Consider the following 20,598-nt stretch of genomic DNA (forward strand, 5'->3'; position numbering starts at 1 on the left):
AACAAAGAAAAAGAGGATCTGTAACACATGGCACAGCTCGAAGACGAAGCCGCACAATCCACCAGCGCACTCGGCCCGCTAATCGGCCTGACGCGAGAGGATATTTTCGGTGCGGTTGCCGTCATGCTGCGCGAGACCGCATCCGATCCCCAAAGACTGGTGAAACATAGCCAGGAAGTCGGCCAGGACATGATCAAGATCATGACCGGCAAGAGCGAATTGGCACCCGACCCCAAGGACAAGCGTTTCCGCGATCCTGCATGGCAGTACAATCCGTTCATGCGCGCTGGCATGCAGTACTACCTGGCTGTCCAGAAGGGCGCTTCCCGCTGGCTCGAAGACCTTGAACTCGACGAACTGGAGCGCGACCGCGCCCGCTTCATCTCGAACATCATCATCGACGGGCTTGCCCCCACGAATACGCTGGTCGGCAATCCGACGGCGCAGAAGATGGCTATCGATTCCGGCGGCCTCAGCCTGATCAAGGGCCTCAAGAACGCTTATGACGACATGGTCCACAACAAGGGCATGGTCAGCCAGGTCGACAAGAAGCCGTTCAAGCTGGGCGAAAATATCGCCACGTCAAAAGGCTCGGTGGTCCTGCGCACCGAAATGATGGAATTGGTCCAGTACGCACCGACCACCGACGAAGTTTACGAAATCCCGCAGCTCACCATCCCGCCGCAGATCAACAAGATGTACATCAACGACCTGTCGCCGGAAAAATCGGTGGTGAAGTACCAGCTCGATAACGGCATCCAGACATTCGTCATCAGCTGGAAGAACCCGACCAAGGAACAGGGCCACTGGGACATGGCGGACTATGTGCGTTCCTGCCGGGAAGCGATGGAAGCAGTCAGCAAGATTACCGGCTCCAAAAAGGTCAATGTGTCCGCCGGTTGTTCCGGCGGCCAGACAGCGTCGATGCTCGCCAGCAAGATGGCGTCCGACAAGGACGACCTGCTCGGTGCGCTGACGCTGATGGTCTGTGTCCTGCATCCCAAGCAGAACGATATCGAAGCCGGATCGCTGGTGTCGGAAAACGGCCTGGCCCTCGCCAAGCGTCGCGCGTCGAAGAAGGGTGTGATCAAGGGCGACGATCTTGCCCGCGGCTTCGCGTGGCTGCGTCCAAACGACCTGATCTGGAATTACGTGATCAACAACTACCTGCTCGGCCAGGATCCGCCGGCGTTCGACGTGCTGTTCTGGAATGCGGACGCGACCAATCTTTCAGCTGCTCTGATGGGTGACTTCCTGACCGTTTTCGAAACGCTTGCTTTCACCAGGCAGGGCGAAGTCGAGATGGTCGACCACAAGATCGACCTGTCCAAGGTCACCAGCGACCTGTTCATTCTCGGCGGTGTGACCGACCATATTACCCCGTGGAAGGCCACCTACCGGTCGACGCGGCTGTTCGGTTCGAAGGATGTAACCTACGTCCTTTCCCATTCGGGGCACATGCAGGCCATCCTGAACCCTCCGGGTAACCCGAAAGCGCGCTACTACATACAGAAGGACGAGACAAAAAAGCTGCCCGAGACTGCCGACGAATGGCTCAAGGGAACCGAAGAGGTTTCAGGGTCTTGGTGGCCGTACTGGATGGAATGGGTGCAGAACCGTGCGGGCGAAAAGAAGAAGGCGCCTGCGAAATTGGGGAACAAAGCATACCAGCCGCTGGACCCCGCCCCCGGTCTCTACGTTATGGAGGAGTGCTGACACCCTCGTCGGCAAGCAACAGGATACGCGCGTGACCGCATCGAAAGACGAACCCATGACCGCCACCATCGAGATGATCGAGGCAGGCGGTCGGACCTTGCGCGTCGCGCATTGGCGTCTGGACAAGGAAAGCGAGCATCCCCCGCTGCTGTTTTTCAATGGTATCGGGGCCAATATCGAAGCGGTCGCCCCCCTTGCCGAGATGCTGACCGAACGCGCATTCGTCATGTTCGATATGCCCGGCACGGGCGAAAGTCCCGATCCGGTGTTGCCGTACAATCCCTTCACGATGTGCTGGACCGCCAGCCAGATTCTCGATCGGCTGGGCGTCGAGACTGTCGACGTGATGGGCGTAAGCTGGGGCGGAGCAATGGCCCAGCATTTCGCTCTACAGCACCCCAAGCGCACGCGCAGGCTCGTACTCGCGGCCACCACTGCAGGTATGTTGATGGTGCCAGGCAATCCGGCAGCGCTCACCAAGATGGCCGATCCGCGCCGCTATATCGATGCGGAGTTCATGAACGAGCACTTTGCGACTCTGTATGGCGGGGTCGACCCCGATGGCGAGGCGCACCAGAAGGACAGCCATATCGGCCGCCTGAAACCGCCCTCCCCGCGCGGGTACATGTACCAATTGCTGGCTATGATCGGCTGGACGAGCCTGCCTGCGCTGCCTTTCCTCAACAAGGAAGTGCTGATCATGATGGGCGACGACGACCAAATCGTGCCCTTGATCAATGGACGCATTCTTGCCTCGGCGATCCGCAATTCGCGGCTCGAAGTCATGGAGGGCGGCGGACATCTTTTCCTGCTGACCCATGCCGACGAGAGCGTGGCCAAACTCCGCGATTTCCTCGACGCACCCCAGAGCGAAGCGGAATTGGGTCGCGCTGCCTGACCGGGCACATTCTCCGGCTGGACTCATCAGTTGCAATGTGGAACCTTCTCTCGCCGAGAGAGGAGACTTTACATGCCTGCATTCGACCTGGTCATCCGCGGAGGAACGATCGTCGACGGAAGCGGTGACGCCCGCTTTACCGGAGACGTCGCGATCAAGGGTGGCCTGATCGCCGCAGTAGGCGAAATTTCGGGCGATGCAGCGCAGGAAATCGACGCCTCCGGCCTGCTTGTGACGCCCGGCTTCGTCGATATCCACACGCATTACGACGGACAGGCGACGTGGGACCAAGAAATGGCCCCCAGCAGCTGGCACGGCGTCACCACAGTGGTGATGGGCAATTGCGGCGTAGGCTTTGCGCCCGCCAAGCCTGACAAGCACGAATGGCTCATCGGCCTGATGGAAGGGGTCGAGGACATTCCCGGCACCGCACTCGCCGAGGGTATGAGCTGGGACTGGGAGACCTTCCCCGAATATCTCGACGCACTCGAAAAGCTGCCCCGAACGGTCGATGTCGGAACCCACGTCCCGCATGGCTCGGTTCGGGCGTATGTGCTTGGCGACCGCGAACGGCCCGGCGCTGTTCCGACCGACGAAGACATCAGGAAGATGTCTGCCATCGTCGAGGAAGGCGTGCGCGCCGGTGCCCTGGGCTTCTCGACCTCGCGTACGGTCTTGCACCGCGATGTCGACGGCGAGGTCGTGCCGGGGACCACGGCAACCAAGGAAGAACTCATCGAGATCGGCCGCGCCATGGGCCGCGCAGGCCACGGCGTGTTCGAGATGGCCAGCGACATGAAGCGCGACTGGGACGAGTTCGGCTGGATGGGCGCGCTGAGCCGCGAGACCGGCCTGCCCTGTACCTATGCTGCTCTGCAATCGATCGCCAAAGAGATGCCGCTCGACGAGCAGATCACCTCAATGCGCGCGGAAAATGACAATGGTGCCAATATCGTCGCCCAGATTGCGCTGCGGGGGAATGGCATCGTGATGGCGTGGCGGGGCACGGTCCATCCCTTCCGCCTCAAGCCGAGTTGGAAGGAAATCGAGGACATTCCGTGGGAGGACCAGAAAGCAAAGCTGTTCGACCCGGAATTCAAGGCCAGGCTGCTTGCCGAGCAACACGATTTCTCCGAGGTCAACCAAGACATCATCGGCCTGATCATGGTGGTGTGCGGTGGCTGGAACATGCAGTTCGAAATGGACCCCGACTTCAACTACGAGCCGACCGCCGAGGAAAGCATCCTCGAACGCGCGAAGGCCGCGGGCGTCTCGGGTGACGAATACGCCTACGACCTGCTCTGCCGCGACGACGGCAAGGGCTTTATCTACCTTCCCATCCTGAATTACGCGGACGGCAACCTCGATTTTCTCCACGACCTCCAGCACGCCGACGACACGGTCAACTCGCTGTCGGACGGCGGCGCGCATTGCGGCACGATCTGCGATGCGGCTTCGCCCACCTTCATGCTCCAGCACTGGGTGCGCGACCGTTCGCGCGGGACCATCGGCCTGGAGAATGCAATCAAGCGCCAGTGCAGTGACACGGCCCGTCTCTACGGTCTCGAGGATCGCGGTGTACTCGCACCGGGCTATCTCGCAGACATCAACATTATCGACATGGAACGCCTGAAGCTGGGTAAGCCGTGGCTTGCGTTCGATCTACCCGCTGGCGGCAAGAGACTGCTGCAAAAGGCCGATGGATATGTCGCGACGATAAAGAATGGCGTCGTGACATTCCGCGAAGGAGAATGGACTGGCGAAACGCCGGGAGGTTTGATCCGCGGGCCGCAGCGTGCCGAACTGGCGGAGGCCGCAGAATGAAAGCTATCCGCACTACTGCCACGCCATCCACGCTTGACGCTCTCGAACTCGTCGATATCGACGCGCCCCCTCCCCCGTCGGCGGGCGAGATCAGCGTGGAGATCAAGGCGAGCTCGCTGAACTATCACGACTATGCGGTCGTAAAGGGGATGATACCGACCGAGCAGGGACGCATTCCCATGTCGGACGGGGCCGGAGTGGTCACTGCAGTAGGTGAAGGTGTCACCGAATTCGCTGTCGGCGATCATGTGGTCAGCACCTTCTTTCCCGACTGGCTCGACGGGCGGCCGCCACAATCTGCTTTCACGCGCGTGCCCGGTGACGGGATCGACGGTTATGCGCGAGAACGCATCACCGCGCCGGCACATTGGTTCACCCGCGCCCCTGCCGGCTTCAGCCACGCGGAAGCAGCCACGCTGACGTGCGCCGGGCTGACGGCATGGCGCGCTTTGTTCGTCGATTACGCGGTGAAGCCGGGCGATACCGTGCTCGTCCAGGGCACCGGAGGCGTTTCGATCTTCGCCTTGCAGTTCGCCAAGGCTGCGGGTGCCACCGTCATCGCCACCAGTTCCTCCGACGAAAAGCTGGAACGGGTCAAATCGATGGGTGCGGACCATCTCATCAACTACAAGGAGGTCGAGGCCTGGGGTCCGAAAGCCCTGGAACTGACGGGCGGTCGCGGGGTAGATTGCGTCGTCGAGATCGGCGGCGCCGGCACGCTGGACCAATCTATGCTGGCTACAAGGGTCGGGGGCCATGTTGCCCTGATTGGTGTGCTGGCCGGTTTTGCGGGTCCCGTGCAGACCGCCCTCCTGTTTTCGAAAAACCTGAAGGTGCAGGGACTGACCGTGGGCAGCCGTGCGATGCAGCAGGACATGATTGCTGCGATCGAGGCGAATGGCATCAAGCCGGTGATCAGCGACACATTTGCCCTTGGCGAACTGGCAGATGCTTTCCGCCACCAGGAAAGCGGCGGACACTTCGGCAAGATCGCTATCGAGATCTAAGGCTCGATTACGATTCCCTTTGCGGGGTCGACCTTGCCACCCACCATTTCCACGAAGACTTCGCGGGCTGCGGCAAGCCCGGAATGGCGTTCGATCTCAATGGAATCGCCTGCGTCTTCCAGGAAGCCGCGCCAGCTTTCGGCGACCATCGCGCCTGCCTTTTCCGGGCCATGCTCCTTGAAGAGAGCCACTGCATGGTCCGGGGCGAAGAAGAGTGTGGGCGTCGGCCCGGGCAAATCCGCCGCGCCGCCCATGCCCGCACCTCGCTCCTCGATATGCGTCGCGCCAACGAGGCAGGAATATTTGAGTGCATCCCCGAAGTGCTGGTGCAGGTCGCGTAGCAGTCCGGCATTGCCGGCAAAGTCCACCGTAACGCTGGGCTCGACCGCGATCTGCCCCACAGCATCGTAGGGCAGGACTTGATCGTAAAGGCCGCTTGCTTTCACGAACTCCACATTGCCTGCTGACGTAAGACCAATGCGCCTAATTTCGGGCGAACGGCGTTTGGTCACGCTGGCGAGGCCCATCGCCGTCTTCGAGCTCGCGCTGGTGAGGATCACTTGCCCTGCACCGAACCAGTCCTGCGTGCGCATGAAATATTCGATAAGGAAGCCCGTCTTGAAGAGCGGTCCGAAGATCATGCGCTCTCCCTCGCGCGCGGGATCATGCTCCGGGTCGGCGGCAAGTCGGGAATACTGGTTGTAGATCGGGCTCATCGGCTGGCGATGTTCGGCCATATCCACGAAGCCCGAAGCTGATACCTTGCCAGGGATTACATCGAGATGGCTCGCCATGGGGAGATAGCCGTATACCCGCTCACCTTCCGCGAATTCCGGGTGTCTGCTTTCGATGACGCGAGCGTGGCCCCACATCGGAACGATCCCCTTGCCATCCGGGGCCGGAAAGAAATTCCAGTAACCGAACCCGTCGCCGACCACCGCATAGGTGATGTTGTTTGCCGTGACAGAGAAGCTCTCGATGGCGAGGCGCACACCGCCGTCGGCCAGCGGGCCAGCGTCGATCTCCACCAGATCGGCGTTGGTCAGTTTCGATTTTTCGACGTGAACCTGCTGCATGGCGCATCTCCCTCTTTGAGAGAGACGCTAGCCAAGCAACAACCCGATTGCGAGCGTTAAACCCGCATCGGCATCAGGACGTAGAGCGCCGGGCTGTCATCATCCTTGCGGATCAGTGTCGGCGCACCGGCATCGGCCAGGTGGATTTCGACGGTGTCGCTGTCGATCTGGCCAAGGATGTCCTTGAGATAACCCGCATTGAAACCGATCTCGAAACCTTCGGCGCCATATTCGGCCGAAAGTTCTTCGGTAGCGGTGCCGTTGTCGGGCGAGGTGACGGTCAGTGTCACCTTGTCCTTGTCGAGCCCCATCTTCACCGCGCGGGTCTTCTCGGTCGCGATCGTCGCGACACGGTCGACGCCTTCGTGGAAGGTGCGCGGGTCGATCTTGAGCAGCTTGTCATTACCCGTGGGGATAACCCGCGAGTAATCCGGGAAGGTACCGTCGATCAGTTTGCTGGTGAGGACCATTCCGCCTTCGCCGCCGAGGGTGAAACGGATCTTGCTGGCCGACAGGTCGATCTGGACGTTGGCGTCCATCTTCTCTTCCAGCAGCTTGCGCAGTTCGGCAACGGCTTTGCGCGGCACGATGACGTCGGGCATGCCTTCCGCGCCATCGGGGCGAGCCAGAGTGAAGCGTGCAAGGCGATGGCCATCGGTCGCGGCAGCCTTGAGCACGGGCTGGTCTTCGTCCGAAACATGCAGGAAGATGCCGTTCAGGTAATAGCGGGTTTCTTCCGTCGAGATCGCAAACCGCGTGCGGTCGATCATCTCGGCAAGCGTCTTGGCCGGAAGTTCGAAGCTGGTCGGCAGGTCGCCTTCGACGATCACCGGGAAGTCATCGCGCGGCAGGGTGGGCAGCGAGAAGCGGCTACGGCCCGCCTTGATCGCCATGCGGTTGTCGGCGGTCTCCAGGCTGACCTGGCTGCCGTCGGGCAGCTTGCGCGCAATATCGAAGAGGAGGTGCGCGGAAACGGTGACGGAACCGTCACTCTCGACACTGGCTTCCATGTGTTCGACCACTTGAAGGTCGAGGTCGGTCGCCATCACACGCAAACCGTCGCCTTCCGCCTCGATGAGGACGTTCGACAGGATGGGGATAGTGTTGCGCCGTTCGACGACGGACTGAACGTGGGAGAGACAGCGCAGCAGCGTGGCGCGTTCGATAGTGGCCTTCATGGGTCCTTCTTTCGTCCCTGTTGGGCGAAGCAAGGGCCGGAATCGCCCCCGCGCGCCGGAATACGGATAACGACCTTAGCGAGGCCGCCTAAAGGGGCAAGGCTCCGTCACGTCCGTAACCTGCCCCCTGATCGATTCCTTGGGGATAAAGGGGTATTTAGCCCATCATCGCCATGCCGCCGTTCACGTGCAGCGTCTGGCCGGTGACATAGGCAGCCTCGTCGCTGGCGAGATAGGCCACGGCCGCGCCGATCTCGTCGCCCTCGCCCATTCGGCCCATCGGGATCCGCCCGTTGATAGCGGCCTTCTGGTCGTCGGTGAGTGCATCGGTCATCGCCGTGCGGATGAAGCCCGGTGCGACGCAATTGACGGTGATATTGCGGCTGGCGAGTTCCTGCGCGAGGCTCTTGCTCATGCCAGTGAGGCCGGCTTTCGCTGCCACGTAGTTCATTTGCCCGGGGTTGCCGGTATGGCCCACGACGCTGGTGATCGAAATGATGCGGCCGCCCTTGGCCTTCATCATCGGACGCGCGCTCGCTCGCATGAGACGGAAACTGGCCTCGAGGTTGATACGGATCACCTCGTCCCACTCCTCGTCCTTCATACGCATCGTCAGATTGTCGCGTGTGATCCCGGCGTTATTGACGAGGATATCCATCTTGCCGAGCGTGTCGACAGTCGCCGGAATCAGCTCCTCAACCTGCGTCGTGTCGGACAGGTTGCAGGTAATCTCGACGTGGTCACCGCCGGTATCCGAGTTCAGCTGTTCGCGGAAGGCGCGCAGCTTGTCTCCGTTGGAGCCGGACAGCGCCAAACGCGCACCCTGGCGCGCCAGGGCATAGGCTATGGACGAGCCGATGCCGCCGCTGGCGCCGGTAACGAGTGCGGTCTTGCCCTCGAGGCTGAACATCATGCGTTCTCCTTCGCGAAATTCTCGAGATCTTCCATGGTGACGAGGCTGATCGTAGTCGCCTCCTTGTCGATGCGGCCGACCATCGGTCCTAGCACCTTGCCGCCGAGTTCGACGAAGCGTTCCACGCCCGCCTCACGCATGGCGATCACACTTTCGCGCCAGCGAACGCGGCCCGTGACCTGTTCGACCAGCAGGCGCTGTTCTTCGGCGGGGTCCGTGACACGCGACGCCGTGACATTAGCGAACAGGGGCACCGAGAAAGCCGAAGGCGAGTTCTCTTCCAGCGCCAGCTTCATGCGCTGTGCGGCAGGTTCCATCAGCGAGCAGTGAAAGGGCGCGGATACCGGCAGTTTGATGCCGCGCTTGATCCCGTGCTCCTTCGCCAGTTCGATCGCGCGATCGATGGCTTCTGCGTGACCGGAAATCACGACCTGCGTCGGATCATTGTCATTGGCGACTTCGCACACCTGCCCTTCCGCCGCGGCTTCTGCCAGTGCGGTCGCTTTCTCGATATCGGCACCGAGCAGGGCCGCCATCGCGCCGACGCCGATGGGCACGGCATCCTGCATGGCGATACCGCGCAGGCGGAGCAGTTTTGCGGTCTCGGCAAGGCCGAACGCGCCTGCGGCACACAGCGCGGAGTATTCGCCCAGCGAATGGCCTGCAACGCAACTCGCCTTATCCGCCAACAAAACGCCGAACTCCTTTTCCAAGACGCGCAAGGTAGCGATCGAGTTTGCCATGATGGCCGGCTGTGCATTCGAAGTAAGCGTTAGCTCGCCTTCAGGGCCGTCCCGCATAACGGAAGACAGTTTTTGGTTCAGCGCGTCATCGACTTCTTCGAAGACTTCGCGTGCGTGGGTGCTGGCATCGGACAGTTCCGTGCCCATGCCGACCTTCTGGCTTCCCTGACCGGGGAAAATGAATGCAGTCATGTTTCTCTCCTGTTGGGAGCGGCGCTTAGGCGCGCGGGGGCCGTCCCTCAAGACCGAAAGGCACGATCTTGTTGGCAGAGGAATGCCCGACCTCCGCCCGGCCGAGGTAGGGAATGCCGCTACGGCGACACCAGTCTTCGACGATTTCCTGCGCACTCGCCCCGAACGACCGATCGTTTTCGGGAACCGCCGTAACCTCGCCCAGCCTGATTCCCGCAATGTCACCGATCTGGGCGGTCACATGAAAGAGCAGGCGGTCGATGGCGTACTCGTACTCACCGACTTCCTCGATTAGCAGTTCGTGTCCCGTCAGATCCGGCATGAGCGGAGTGCCGACCAGCATGGCCAGCGTGTAAAGATTGAAGGCGGCTACCGGACGGGCCGAGAGAGATGGCTCCAACCCCTCCGAGTTTCCGGACAGGTAGGCCAGCACACGGCGAATGGCAGCCTCGCCTCCCACGCGCTTGATATCCACCGGCATGGGCGCATGGACCGGCTTGCCGATGCCGGCGCGATAAAGCGCACCCAGCAGCGTCCCGCAGTCGGAATAGCCCAGGAACGGCTTGTTCTTCGCAGGATCACCAGCCTGTTCGAGGAATTCAGCCGCGATCCGGTTCGAGCCATATCCGCCCTTGGCAAACCACACCGCGTCGGTGCTGGCGTCGTTCGCACAATCGAGCAGCGCTGCAAGGCGCGTGTGGTCGGAGCCCGCGAAATGGCCTTCCTCGACGAAGCACTGCTCGTGGAAATGTAACTCTAGGTCGGGGAATTCGTCTTTCGCGAGCCTGCTTACGGCCTGCGCATATTCGCGATTCAGCGGGGTCGCGGGGGCGCAAATGGCCACTTTTCGGATCGGACGGTGCACATCTGCGGTCATGCCTGCTTGTCTTGGCGGCTGCAACTGCATAGCGAGGCTGGAATGAGCGACTTCCCCAGCCCCGACGAACTTTTCGCACGCCCGTTCTTCTTCGTCGGCATCGGCGGATCAGGGATGCTTCCGCTTGCGCAAATCCTCAAGGGGCGCGGCTGCAAGGTAGCCGGATCCGACCGCAGCTTCGACCAGGGTCGTACCCCCGATAAGTTCGCCGCCCTCGAAAAGCAGGGTTTCGAACTACACCCGCAGGACGGCAGCGGGATTGTTTCGAGCGACCAGATTGTCGTCGCTTCTGCCGCGATCGAAGACAGTGTTCCCGAGATCAAACAGGCAAACGATCTTGGTTGCCTGCGCCTCACGCGAGCCGAACTCAACTCGATCCTCTTCAACACCAGCGGTGCTGGCCTTGCCGTGGCGGGGACCAGCGGCAAATCGACCGTGACGGGCATGCTGGGCTGGATTCTTGAGGCGACCGGACGCGCGCCCACGGTCATGAATGGCGCGGTGATGAAGAATTTCGTCTCGCCGGAGCGTCCCTTCGCCAGTTCTGTCGTCGGCTCGCAGAGCCTTTATGTGAGCGAAGTGGACGAGAGCGACGGGTCCATCGCGCTCTACAAGCCGGCAGTCGGTATCCTTCTCAATGTCTCGCTCGATCACAAGAGCATGGAGGAATTGCGCCAGCTATTCGGCGACTACCTCTCGCGCAGCCGTATTGCCGTACTCAATGCGGACGATCCGGAAGCTCTCGCCCTGCTCCCTCACGCGAAAGAGGTCATCACCTTCGGGATCGATCAGGAAAAAGCGCAAATCGGCATTGAGCCGGGAAGCATCGCCGAGGGGCCTGTCCGGCAAGCCGCCATGGTCGTCGACCGGCATGACGGCAGCCAGCACGCGCTGCGATTGAACATGCCCGGTCGCCACAATCTCTCGAACGCCCTTGCGGCGATTGCCGGCGCGGCCGCAGCCGGTGTGCCCGTCGCAGAAGCCGTCCAGGCGCTGGCCGGTTTCGACGGACTGGCCCGGCGTTTCGACATTGTGGGCACCACGCACGCCGCCATTACCGTCATCGACGACTTTGGCCACAACCCCGAAAAATGTGCAGCGACGCTGAAGACCCTGAAGGCCCACGACGGCCGTGTGCTCGCCTTTTTCCAGCCCCACGGATATGGTCCCTTGCGCCAGATGGGCGCTGAATTGGCCGAGACCTTCATCGACGTCATGGGCGCAGACGATCGCGTAATCTTTTCAGACCCCGTCTATTTCGGCGGGACTGTCGACCGCAGCGAGGGGAGCGAGCGGATCGTGAAACTCATCGCCGAGGGCGGCGCAAGGGCCGAACACGTGCCGTCGCGCAAGGATGTCGAGGACCGCCTGGTGTCGCTCGCCCGTCCCGGTGACCGGATCGTGATCATGGGCGCGCGCGACGACACGCTGAGCGAATTTGCGCAGCGGATTTTCCAGCGCCTGTCGTGATTGATCAGTGGGCTTCAGCGCCCTCGCCCACGCCGTGACCCATCTTGAAGACCTTGTGCAGCAGGATCACGATCACGAAGCCCAGGCCAAGGCCGACAAGCGCCGAGATCGCGGCGTAGGTCGCCCATCCAAGCAGACCTGACAACCCTCCGGTGACCGTCTCGACAGCGTGCTGGACTCCATGCGCCCAGTCCGACGGGCCGTGAAGGCCGAGCTCGTGCAGGCCATGCAGGATGATCCCTCCGCCGACCCACAGCATGGCAATGGTCCCGATGAATGAGAGTGCCGTGAGGATGTAAGGTACCGAACGCACCAGGAAACACCCGAAATTCTTTGCCGCCTGAGAACTCCGCTCCGAAAGGTGCAACCCGATATCGTCGAGCTTCACGATGATCGCTACAGCGCCGTAAACGAACAGCGTAACCGCGATGCCAACGATTGCCAGAACACCAGCCCGCACGAAAAAGTCTTCCGACGCCACTTCGTTGAGGGTGATCGCCATGATCTCGGCCGACAGGATGAGGTCCGTCCTGATCGCCCCTGCGACGCGCTGATTCTCGAACGCGACGGGATCGACAATTTCGTCCTCGAGTGTCTTGCCGTGCTTCTCGCCGCCGAGCTTCTCCATGACCTTTTCGGCACCTTCATAGGAAAGGTAAGCCCCTCCCAGCATCAGGATGAAGATAATAGCTGAGGGCAGCAGCCAGCTGAGTATCAGGGCGCCTGGAAGAAGGAACAGAAGCTTGTTCTTCAGCGACCCTTTGGTGATTTTCCAGATGATCGGCAGTTCGCGGGCCGGACTGAGGCCAGTGACGTAAGAAGGCGTCACAGCGGCATCGTCGATAATCACACCAGCGGTTTTCGTCCCGGCCCTGCTCGCAGCGACGGTGATGTCGTCCACTGATGCGGTGGCCGCCCGCGCAATTACCGAAACGTCGTCCAAAAGCGCTACAAGTCCGCCGGGCACGCAAAATCTCCTGTGTTTCCACTGCCAACGGCCCCCTGCCGTGCACGTTCCACCTGCGCAAGAGGACAGTTTGCCTTGCATTCGCGCAGAATCCGGCTATGTGCGCGCATCCCTCGCTTCCGGGCGAAGGAAAGAAGAAAGCCGGAGGGGCCCCGCAATCCCGCGGACAAGCCAGCGATCGGCCGACAGTTGAAAGGACAAGGGCATGGCTCTCTACGAGCATGTTTTCTTGGCGCGACAGGACCTGAGCCAGGCTCAGGTTGACCAGCTCGCAGCCACGGCGACCGAAATCGTCGAAAATAACGAAGGCAAGGTCACCAAGACCGAGACCTGGGGCCTCAAGAGCCTCGCATACAAGATCGACCGCAACCGCAAGGCGCATTTCGTAATGCTCAACATCGAGGGCCCCGGCTCCGTTGTTGCAGAACTCGAACGCCAGACGCGCATCAACGAAGACGTCATCCGTTACATGACCATCCGTGTCGACGAACACGAGGAAGGTCCGTCGGTAATGATGCGCAAGAACGAGCGCGATTCCAAGAAGCGCCGCGAACGCGAGGAGCGTAACTGATGGCCCGTCCGTTTTTCCGCCGCCGCAAGTCTTGCCCGTTCGCTGGCAAGAATGCCCCCGCGATCGACTACAAGGACGTTCGCCTCCTCCAGGGCTTCATGTCCGAGCGTGGCAAGATCGTCCCCAGCCGCATCACCGCCGTCAGCGCGAAGAAGCAGCGTGAACTCGCCAAGGCGATCAAGCGCGCACGCCACATCGGCCTGCTTCCGTACATCGTGAAGTAAGGAGCAGAGACCATGGATATCATTCTCCTCCAGCGCATCGAAAAGCTCGGCACGATCGGTGACGTCGTCACCGTGAAGGACGGCTACGCGCGCAACTTCCTCCTTCCGCAGAAGAAGGCCCTTCGTGCCAATGCTGCGAACAAGAAGGTCTTCGAAGCCAACCGCGAACGCCTCGAGAAGGAAAACGCCGAACGCCGCGCCGAAGCCGAAAAGGCCGGTGAAAAGGTCGACGGCGTCGAAGTCGTGCTGATCCGCGCCGCTTCGAACGCAGGCCAGCTGTACGGTTCGGTCAACGTTCGCGACATCGTGAACGGCCTTTCCGACAAGGGTCACGAGATCGACAAGAAGCAGGTCATCATGGGCAACCCGATCAAGACGATCGGCATGCATGACGTGCGCATCGACCTCCACCCCGAGGTTTCCGTCACCGTGAAGGCGAACGTCGCCCGCTCGGACGACGAAGCCGAACTGCAGAGCCAGGGCGTCGACGTGCTCGCGCAGATGTTCGAAGACGAACAGCGCGAAATCGAAGAGCAGGCCGAAGCCAACCGCATCGACACGGGCCTCGAGCCGGGTGAAATCCCCGCCGACATGCTCGAAGACGGCGTCAGCACCGAAGAAGGCACCAGCGAAAGCGAAGCCCTCATCGAAGCTACCAAGCCGGAAGGCGACGACGCGTAAGCGTATCGACCTCGAACAAACAGGGCGCGGCGACTTCGGTCTCCGCGCCCTTTTTGTAACAGGCCCCTTCCTGTGGCAGGAGGTGTCATCAAAACAACAAGAAGCCAGGAGAAAATCCAGCCATGGAATCAATCGACCAGATCCTCGACAAGCTCGAAACCGTCTATGACGCGGCGATTACCCGCCTGCGGGAAGATGTGATCGCTTTCGGAAAGACCCGTGAACTGCCCGCCGCCGAACGGCGCAAGGACGGCAGCTACGCCTATCCCGAACTTCGCCTGCTGTTCCGTGGCGGCCAGATGCCGGAAGGCTCGAACCGCGCGTTCGGCCGGCTGAACATGCCAGGACTCTACGCAACGACGGTTACCCGCCCCAGCCTCTTCCGCAATTACTTGCGCGAACAGCTCGAACTGATCGGATCGAATTACGAGATCGAAGTCGAGGTCGGCTCATCGCGCCAGGAAATCCCCTTCCCCTATGTCCTCGACGGCGAAGCAGGCGCGGTACTGGCGGGTATCGATCCCAACGAGATCGCTCGCCACTTCCCCTCCACCGACCTCGCCGATATCGGCGACGAACTAGCCGACGGGATCGAGCTGGAAAATCCGGACGATCCCATCCCGTTGTCGCTGTTCGACGGCCTCCGCACCGACTTCAGCCTTGCAAGGCTTGCGCATTACACCGGGACTGACCCGCAGCATTTCCAACGGTTTATCCTGTTCACCAACTATCATCGCTATGTCGACGAATTCGTCGATTGGGCGGGGTCCCAACTGGGCAAGAACGGCTACACAGCGCTCGCGGGCGCCGGGGGTCTTATGATCACCGGAGCGACCGATAATGCACGAGGGCAGTTGTCCGACACGGCATGGCGTCGCCACCAGATGCCGGCCTACCACCTCGTGGGCGAGAACGGCGGCGGCATCACGCTGGTGAATATCGGCGTCGGTCCTTCCAACGCGAAGACGATCTGCGATCACCTGGCGGTGATGCGCCCCGAAGCATGGCTTATGATCGGTCACTGCGGCGGCCTGCGCCCCAGCCAGAAGATCGGCGATTACGTGCTCGCCCATGCTTATCTGCGCGACGATCACGTGCTTGACCCGGTCCTCCCGCCGGAAATCCCCCTGCCCGCAATCGCCGAAGTCCAGCAGGCGCTGGCCGAAGCGGCGGAGGCTGTCTCCGGCGAGCATGGCAGCGACCTCAAGAAACGCATGCGTACCGGCACCGTCGTCACCACCGACGATCGGAACTGGGAGCTGCGATACACCCAGTCGGCAAAGCGCCTGAGCCTCAGCCGCGCAGTCGGCATCGACATGGAAAGCGCGACCATCTCGGCACAGGGCTACCGCTTCCGCGTCCCCTACGGCACGCTCCTATGCGTTTCGGACAAGCCGCTCCACGGCGAGATCAAGCTGCCCGGCCAGGCCAACAAGTTCTACGAGGAAGCCATCGCGGCCCACTTGCAGATCGGGGTCACCGCCTGCGACCTGCTGCGCCAGGAAGGCCCGAAACTGCACAGCCGCAAGCTGCGTGCCTTCAACGAGCCGCCCTTCAGGTAAATCTTGGCCTGTCAGGCGACGGCGGTCGCTTCGATTTCGATCATGAGAGCCGGATCGTAGAGTTCCTTCACCCCGAGCAGGGTGCTGCAAACCTGCGCTCCGGCTCCGACGTGAAACTTCACGATGTCCTCGGCCTTTTCCATGAACTGAGGCACATCGGTAGTGTAGAAGTTCAGCCGGACAAGGTTCGTCGCGTCCATCCCGGCCGACTTCAGCGCGTCGAGCAGGTTGCCCCACGCTGCCTCGTATTGAGCGACGAGATCGCCGGGATGCATGGCGTTTCCGTCCGGATCGGAAGCAGTCTGGCCGGAAAGATAAAGCGTTCGCACCCCACCTCTCACCTCGACTGCGTGATTTAAACCGAAATGCGTAAGCCACTCGGTGGGATTATGAGTTGTCCGGTCCATCGAACCTCCAGCTAGTTTAGCGCTAACCCTTACCCTTCGTTTTCGTTTTCCCGACCTTTGCGTTGGCCGCCATGTAATCGATGATCATCCCGGCGATGTCCTTGCCGGTGGCATTCTCGATGCCTTCGAGGCCTGGCGAGGAGTTCACCTCCATGATGACCGGCCCATGATTGCTGCGCAGCATGTCGACACCGCACACATTCAGCCCCATGCGCTTGGCGGCGCTAACCGCTGTCGAGCGTTCTGCCGGCGTGATCTTGATCAGCTCTGCGCTGCCGCCACGGTGGAGGTTGCTGCGGAAGTCGTCCGCTGCGCCGGTTCGCTTCATCGCGGCGACGACCTTGCCGCCGACCACCAGCGCACGAATGTCGGTCCCGCCTGCTTCCTTGATGAATTCCTGGACGAGGATGTTCACATTGGCGCCGCGGAAGGCCTCGATAACCGACTTCGCCGAGGACATGGTCTCGGCAAGTACGACACCAATGCCCTGGGTGCCTTCGAGAAGCTTGATGACCACGGGCGGGCCTTTCACCGCCTTGATGATCTCCTCGGCTTGCTTTGGATCATTGGCATAGGCCGTCAGCGGCAGGCCGAGGCCGTGCTTGGCGAGAATTTGCATGGAGCGCAGCTTGTCGCGACTGCGGCCGATGGCGACGCTTTCGTTGAGCGGCCAGCAGCCTCGCATCTCGAACTGGCGCAGGATCGCGAGCCCGTAATTCGTGATCGAGGCCCCGATCCGCGGGATGACCGCATCGTAGCCGGTGCATGCCTCGCCGTTGTAATACACTTCAGGCCGATGGCTCGCGATATGGACCGTGCAGCGCGTGGTGTTGAGGATATCGAGTTCGTGCCCGCGCTCTTCAGCCGCCTGCTTCAGACGCTTGTGCGAATAGAGATTGGGATTACGCGCAAGCATGGCGATTTTCATGGTTTGTGGCCTTTCTTGACCTTCATTTCGGGCGTCTGGAGCCAGGAATATCCTGAATCTACGACAAATCTACGACGCAGGGAGGAACGACCGATCAGCATCGGGAATTTCATGTCCGACCTGTCGGCCAGGCTGATCTCCGCGCGAAACTTGATGTCGCCGATCTTCAGCGGTGTCTTGATGACGTAACGATACTGCGTCTCGCCATTGGAGCTGGTGATACCGCGAATGTCGACATGCACTGCCTCGCATATCTGGCGCACATGCGGTCTTTCGAAATCGACCGCGAAACGGACGTATTTTTCGCCGTCACGTTCGAACTCGTCGAGCACCACTCCGTGCAAGGACGAAGTGCGCGCTCCGGTATCGATCTTCGCGGGAATACCCCGCAGACCCAGTTCGGGCAGGTGAACCAGTTCGCGCCACCCCACCACGGGCAATACCTTGTTTTCACTCATTCGATGATCGCCAGTCCGTCTCCACCTCCGTCACCCGGTAGGCGGCGCATGACCTTTCCGCTAGCGAAATCGACTTCCGCAATCGTGTCCGAGCGGGTCTCTGCGGCATAGATGCGTTTCCCGTCGGGCGACCACAGAATCGTGACCTGGAAACGCTCCTCCGCTTCTTCGGGACTGGAAACGGCGATAGTACGCACCACTCTGCCGGTGGCAGTGTCGATTACCGACAGTGCGCCATCGGCAAGGTCGCTGGTAACCGCAAAGTCGCCTTGCGGACGGACAGCAATACGCAGCGGGAAGCGCCCGGTGTCGATCTCCTTTAGGATCGCGAGGGACATGGGATCGAGCGCGAAAGCCTTGTTCGAGCCGCGCGCGGAGACCCAGAGCGTGTCGCCATCGGGGCTCAGTGCAATGCCTTCGGGCTCCTCACCCACTTCGACGGACAGCGGAGCGCGCCGAGTCTTCAAATCGACCAGCGTGACTGTCTTCGAGCCGAGGTCCGTCGTCCAAGCGTGACGCGCATCGGGCGAGACGGCAACCATGTGGCTGCCTTCCTTCCCTGTCGAATATTCGAAAGTCTCGTGTTCGCCCATTGGAGAGCGGATCCAGAAGACTGACTGGCGCCCCTCGGCGGTTGCGTAAAGATCGCCGTTCGGGTGCCACACGATCCCGTGCGGACGGGCGTTTTCACCAAGCTCCACCGACTTCACGCGGCCGAGGTCGCTGGTGCGAAAAATGTCGACACTGGTTCCGCCATAGCACGCGAGTGCCACGTACTTGCCGTCGGGTGACGTGGCCAGTTCGTGCGGGTTGGCGCAGCTGTCCACCCGTCCAACTTCGGCCCCGCTGGCAAGGTCGATCTTGGCCAGCGTGTTGCCGAACTTGCCCGCTACGAACAGCGCGCCATCTGCAGAAATGTCCGATACGGCGCGCGGCCCGTCCTCCGCCATCGGCGCGCACGACGCGAGCAGGATGGGGAGGAGAGCCGCGATCCGCACTCTTACCATCCTTGCGGCTTGCCCTGGTTCTGCTCTTCCAGCCACGCCATCAGCGGAGCGAAATACTCGACCATTGCCTTACCGGACATCTGGCGCTCGCCGGTGAAGGCTTCCAGAGCATCGGGCCAGGGCTTGCTAGCTCCCATTTCCAGCATGGCGTTGAGGTTCTTGCCGACCTCTTCGTTACCGTAGAACGAGCAGCGGTGAAGCGGCCCTTCCCAGCCTGCCTGGTCGCACGCGGCCTTGTAGAACTGGAACTGCAGGATCCGTGCGAGGAAATAGCGCGTGTAAGGCACGTTGCCCGGAATGTGGTATTTCGCACCTGCGTCGAACTTCGTCTCATCGCGCGCCACCGGGGGCGTGATGCCTTGGTATTCGAGGCGCAGGTCATTCCAGCCGGCGTTAAGGCCTTCCGCGGGGATCGATCCGTCGAACAAGCCCCAGCGATAGCGGTCGACCATCAGGCCGAACGGCAGGAAGGCCACCTTGTCCATCGCCTCGCGCAGCAGCAGGCCGATATCCTTGTCGGCGCTCGGCACGTCTGCACGGTCGAGCATGTCGATCTGCACGAGGTATTCGGGCGTGATGGACAAGGCGATCATGTCGCCAATCGCTTCATGGAAGCCGTCGTTCGCGCCATTGAGGTGCAGGTAATCCTGCTGGTTGTAGGCGCGCTGGTAGTAGTTGTGACCAAGCTCGTGGTGGATGACCTTGAAGTCGTCCGCATTGCGCTTGATGCACATCTTGATGCGCAGGTCGTCGACATTGTCGACGTCCCAGGCGCTGGCGTGGCAGACAACTTCGCGGTCACGGGGCTTGGTGAACTGGCTGCGCTCCCAGAAGGTTTCCGGAAGCGGTTCGAAGCCGAGCGAGGAGAAGAACTGTTCGCCCACGCGGACCATCTTGACCTCGTCCATGCCGTCTTCCTCGATGAGCTCGGTCAGGTCATAGCCGATATCGCCAGCGCCCTCGGGAGCGACGAGCGGGTAGATATTGCCCCATTCCTGCGCCCACATGTTGCCGAGGAGGTCGGCGCGAATGGGTCCGGTCGCGGGCTGCACAGCGTCGCCATATTTCTCGTTAAGCTTGCTGCGGACGTAGGTGTGCAGCGCCATGTAGAGCGGCTTCACTTCCTGCCACATGCGCTCGGTCTCGGCAGCGAACTGGTCGGGATCCATGTCGTAGTTCGAACGCCACATCGCGCCCAGATCGTTGAAGCCAAGCTCCTTCGAACCCTCGTTGGCGATACCGATCATGCGCTGGTAATCGCTGCGCATCGGCGCGCCGACATTGTCGTGCCAGCTGGTCCACATTTCGGCGAGTTCTTCGGGAGAGCGTTCCAGGTTGCCCATCTCGGCTTCGATATCGGAGCCGTTGATCTCTTTACCGTTCAGCGTGCCCTTGCCCTTGCCATAAGCAGAGCCGAGCCGTGTGGCGATCTCGTTCAGCTCGGTTGCCGCACCGTCGCGGACAGGCGCCGGCATGACGATGCCGTTGCGCAGGATATCGAGCTTGCGAGCGACCTCCGGATCGAGGCCTTCGACCCGCGCATATTTCGCAGCCTCATTGGCATAGGTGACGGATTTTTCGGTGGCTTCTGCGCCGTATTTGGCCGCCAGCATGTCGCTATCGTGCACGATGTAAGTGGAATTGAGCCACAGGACCCTTCCGTATTCGACCGAGAAATCGAACATGTCCTTCTCGACCATCGCAACCCAGTCGGCAGCGCCCTGCGGCGTCATCGGATAGGCGGAAGTCATTTCGGTGTGGGTTGAGTGATCGTCGGCGAGCGCCGGGGTGGCGAGCGAAATGGCAAGCGCGGAAAGGGCGACGGATGCGAGTTTCATGTATGTCCTCTCGGGGGTAATTCTGGCGTGTAGTTTCACGTGCTACCGGATTGCACCTGTC

20 protein-coding genes are annotated in these 20,598 nt (G+C 61.3%); 9 read left to right on the top strand and 11 right to left on the bottom strand.

The genetic code is table 11. From position 1 onward, the window contains the following. The first annotated feature begins 27 nt into the window (after positions 1-27). The 4 genes from K3179_RS12905 (at position 28) to K3179_RS12920 (ending at position 5,445) form a co-directional block, all read left to right on the top strand. The gene (locus tag K3179_RS12905) at positions 28-1,716 is read left to right on the top strand and encodes a PHA/PHB synthase family protein (protein WP_221566094.1); all 1,689 of its coding nucleotides are present in this window, start codon (positions 28-30) and stop codon (positions 1,714-1,716) included. 31 nt (positions 1,717-1,747) lie between these two features. After that, entirely contained in the window at positions 1,748-2,614 is an 867-nt protein-coding gene (locus K3179_RS12910; protein WP_345722988.1) for an alpha/beta fold hydrolase, read from the top strand. A 72-nt stretch (positions 2,615-2,686) separates the two neighbouring features. Beyond that, on the top strand, positions 2,687-4,438 hold the full coding sequence (locus K3179_RS12915; RefSeq protein WP_221566096.1) for an N-acyl-D-amino-acid deacylase family protein: 1,752 nt from the start codon (positions 2,687-2,689) through the stop codon (positions 4,436-4,438). Beyond that, the gene (locus K3179_RS12920; RefSeq protein WP_221566099.1) at positions 4,435-5,445 is read left to right on the top strand and encodes a zinc-dependent alcohol dehydrogenase family protein; all 1,011 of its coding nucleotides are present in this window, start codon (positions 4,435-4,437) and stop codon (positions 5,443-5,445) included. Before K3179_RS12915 ends, K3179_RS12920 begins: the two co-directional genes overlap by 4 nt. On the opposite strand, the gene K3179_RS12925 is transcribed toward K3179_RS12920, so the two are convergent. The 5 genes from K3179_RS12925 to K3179_RS12945 all read right to left on the bottom strand — a co-directional run bounded on the left by K3179_RS12925 (position 5,442) and on the right by K3179_RS12945 (position 10,424). Then, entirely contained in the window at positions 5,442-6,521 is a 1,080-nt protein-coding gene (locus K3179_RS12925; RefSeq protein WP_221566102.1) for a DUF2855 family protein, read from the bottom strand. The genes K3179_RS12920 and K3179_RS12925 overlap by 4 nt on opposite strands. A 56-nt stretch (positions 6,522-6,577) precedes the next feature. Then, a complete protein-coding gene (gene dnaN, locus K3179_RS12930; RefSeq protein WP_221566105.1) occupies positions 6,578-7,699 on the bottom strand; it encodes a DNA polymerase III subunit beta in 1,122 nt (373 codons plus the stop codon). Between the two features lie 157 nt (positions 7,700-7,856). Then, positions 7,857-8,609, bottom strand: coding sequence for a 3-oxoacyl-[acyl-carrier-protein] reductase (fabG, locus tag K3179_RS12935; protein ID WP_221566293.1), 753 nt, complete (start codon positions 8,607-8,609; stop codon positions 7,857-7,859). Then, positions 8,609-9,547 (bottom strand): ACP S-malonyltransferase, encoded by a 939-nt coding sequence (gene fabD, locus K3179_RS12940; RefSeq protein WP_221566107.1) that lies wholly within the window; start codon positions 9,545-9,547, stop codon positions 8,609-8,611. The genes fabG and fabD overlap by 1 nt, the downstream gene beginning before the upstream one ends. A gap of 25 nt (positions 9,548-9,572) precedes the next feature. After that, positions 9,573-10,424, bottom strand: coding sequence for an LD-carboxypeptidase (locus K3179_RS12945; protein WP_247713047.1), 852 nt, complete (start codon positions 10,422-10,424; stop codon positions 9,573-9,575). A 42-nt stretch (positions 10,425-10,466) separates the two neighbouring features. Here K3179_RS12945 and K3179_RS12950 point away from each other — a divergent pair, with 42 nt between their 5' ends. Beyond that, positions 10,467-11,894: a Mur ligase family protein gene (locus K3179_RS12950; RefSeq protein ID WP_221566109.1), complete on the top strand. Its 1,428-nt coding sequence runs from the start codon at positions 10,467-10,469 to the stop codon at positions 11,892-11,894. 4 nt (positions 11,895-11,898) lie between these two features. On the opposite strand, the gene K3179_RS12955 is transcribed toward K3179_RS12950, so the two are convergent. After that, on the bottom strand, positions 11,899-12,861 hold the full coding sequence (locus tag K3179_RS12955) for a DUF808 domain-containing protein (RefSeq protein ID WP_221566112.1): 963 nt from the start codon (positions 12,859-12,861) through the stop codon (positions 11,899-11,901). A gap of 205 nt (positions 12,862-13,066) precedes the next feature. Here K3179_RS12955 and rpsF point away from each other — a divergent pair, with 205 nt between their 5' ends. The 4 genes from rpsF (at position 13,067) to K3179_RS12975 (ending at position 15,899) form a co-directional block, all read left to right on the top strand. Further along, entirely contained in the window at positions 13,067-13,432 is a 366-nt protein-coding gene (rpsF, locus tag K3179_RS12960; RefSeq protein WP_221566115.1) for a 30S ribosomal protein S6, read from the top strand. Further along, positions 13,432-13,656, top strand: a complete 225-nt coding sequence (gene rpsR, locus K3179_RS12965) for a 30S ribosomal protein S18 (protein ID WP_090479673.1) — start codon at positions 13,432-13,434, stop codon at positions 13,654-13,656. Before rpsF ends, rpsR begins: the two co-directional genes overlap by 1 nt. 12 nt (positions 13,657-13,668) lie before the next feature. Continuing rightward, positions 13,669-14,337 carry a 50S ribosomal protein L9 gene (rplI, locus tag K3179_RS12970; RefSeq protein WP_221566118.1) on the top strand — a complete coding sequence of 223 codons (669 nt, stop codon included), beginning with the start codon at positions 13,669-13,671 and terminating at the stop codon, positions 14,335-14,337. A 122-nt stretch (positions 14,338-14,459) separates the two neighbouring features. Beyond that, positions 14,460-15,899: an AMP nucleosidase gene (locus K3179_RS12975; RefSeq protein ID WP_221566121.1), complete on the top strand. Its 1,440-nt coding sequence runs from the start codon at positions 14,460-14,462 to the stop codon at positions 15,897-15,899. Positions 15,900-15,910: 11 nt separating this feature from the next. Here the strand turns inward: K3179_RS12975 and K3179_RS12980 are convergent, their stop codons facing one another. From K3179_RS12980 to K3179_RS13000, 5 genes are read right to left on the bottom strand one after another with little or no spacing between them, the layout of a single operon-like run. Next, a complete protein-coding gene (locus tag K3179_RS12980) occupies positions 15,911-16,306 on the bottom strand; it encodes a RidA family protein (RefSeq protein WP_221566124.1) in 396 nt (131 codons plus the stop codon). A 22-nt stretch (positions 16,307-16,328) separates the two neighbouring features. Beyond that, complete coding sequence (gene rimK, locus K3179_RS12985) at positions 16,329-17,234, bottom strand: 30S ribosomal protein S6--L-glutamate ligase (protein WP_221566127.1); 906 nt, start codon at positions 17,232-17,234, stop codon at positions 16,329-16,331. Beyond that, a complete protein-coding gene (locus K3179_RS12990) occupies positions 17,231-17,692 on the bottom strand; it encodes an ATP-dependent zinc protease family protein (protein WP_221566130.1) in 462 nt (153 codons plus the stop codon). Before K3179_RS12990 ends, rimK begins: the two co-directional genes overlap by 4 nt. After that, the gene (locus K3179_RS12995) at positions 17,689-18,690 is read right to left on the bottom strand and encodes a YncE family protein (protein ID WP_345722999.1); all 1,002 of its coding nucleotides are present in this window, start codon (positions 18,688-18,690) and stop codon (positions 17,689-17,691) included. Before K3179_RS12995 ends, K3179_RS12990 begins: the two co-directional genes overlap by 4 nt. Positions 18,691-18,692: 2 nt before the next feature. Then, positions 18,693-20,537 (bottom strand): M2 family metallopeptidase, encoded by a 1,845-nt coding sequence (locus K3179_RS13000; RefSeq protein WP_221566133.1) that lies wholly within the window; start codon positions 20,535-20,537, stop codon positions 18,693-18,695. Positions 20,538-20,598 lie beyond the last annotated feature (61 nt).

This window comes from Qipengyuania intermedia, from assembly GCF_019711615.1.
In the GTDB taxonomy this organism is placed as follows: domain Bacteria; phylum Pseudomonadota; class Alphaproteobacteria; order Sphingomonadales; family Sphingomonadaceae; genus Qipengyuania; species Qipengyuania intermedia.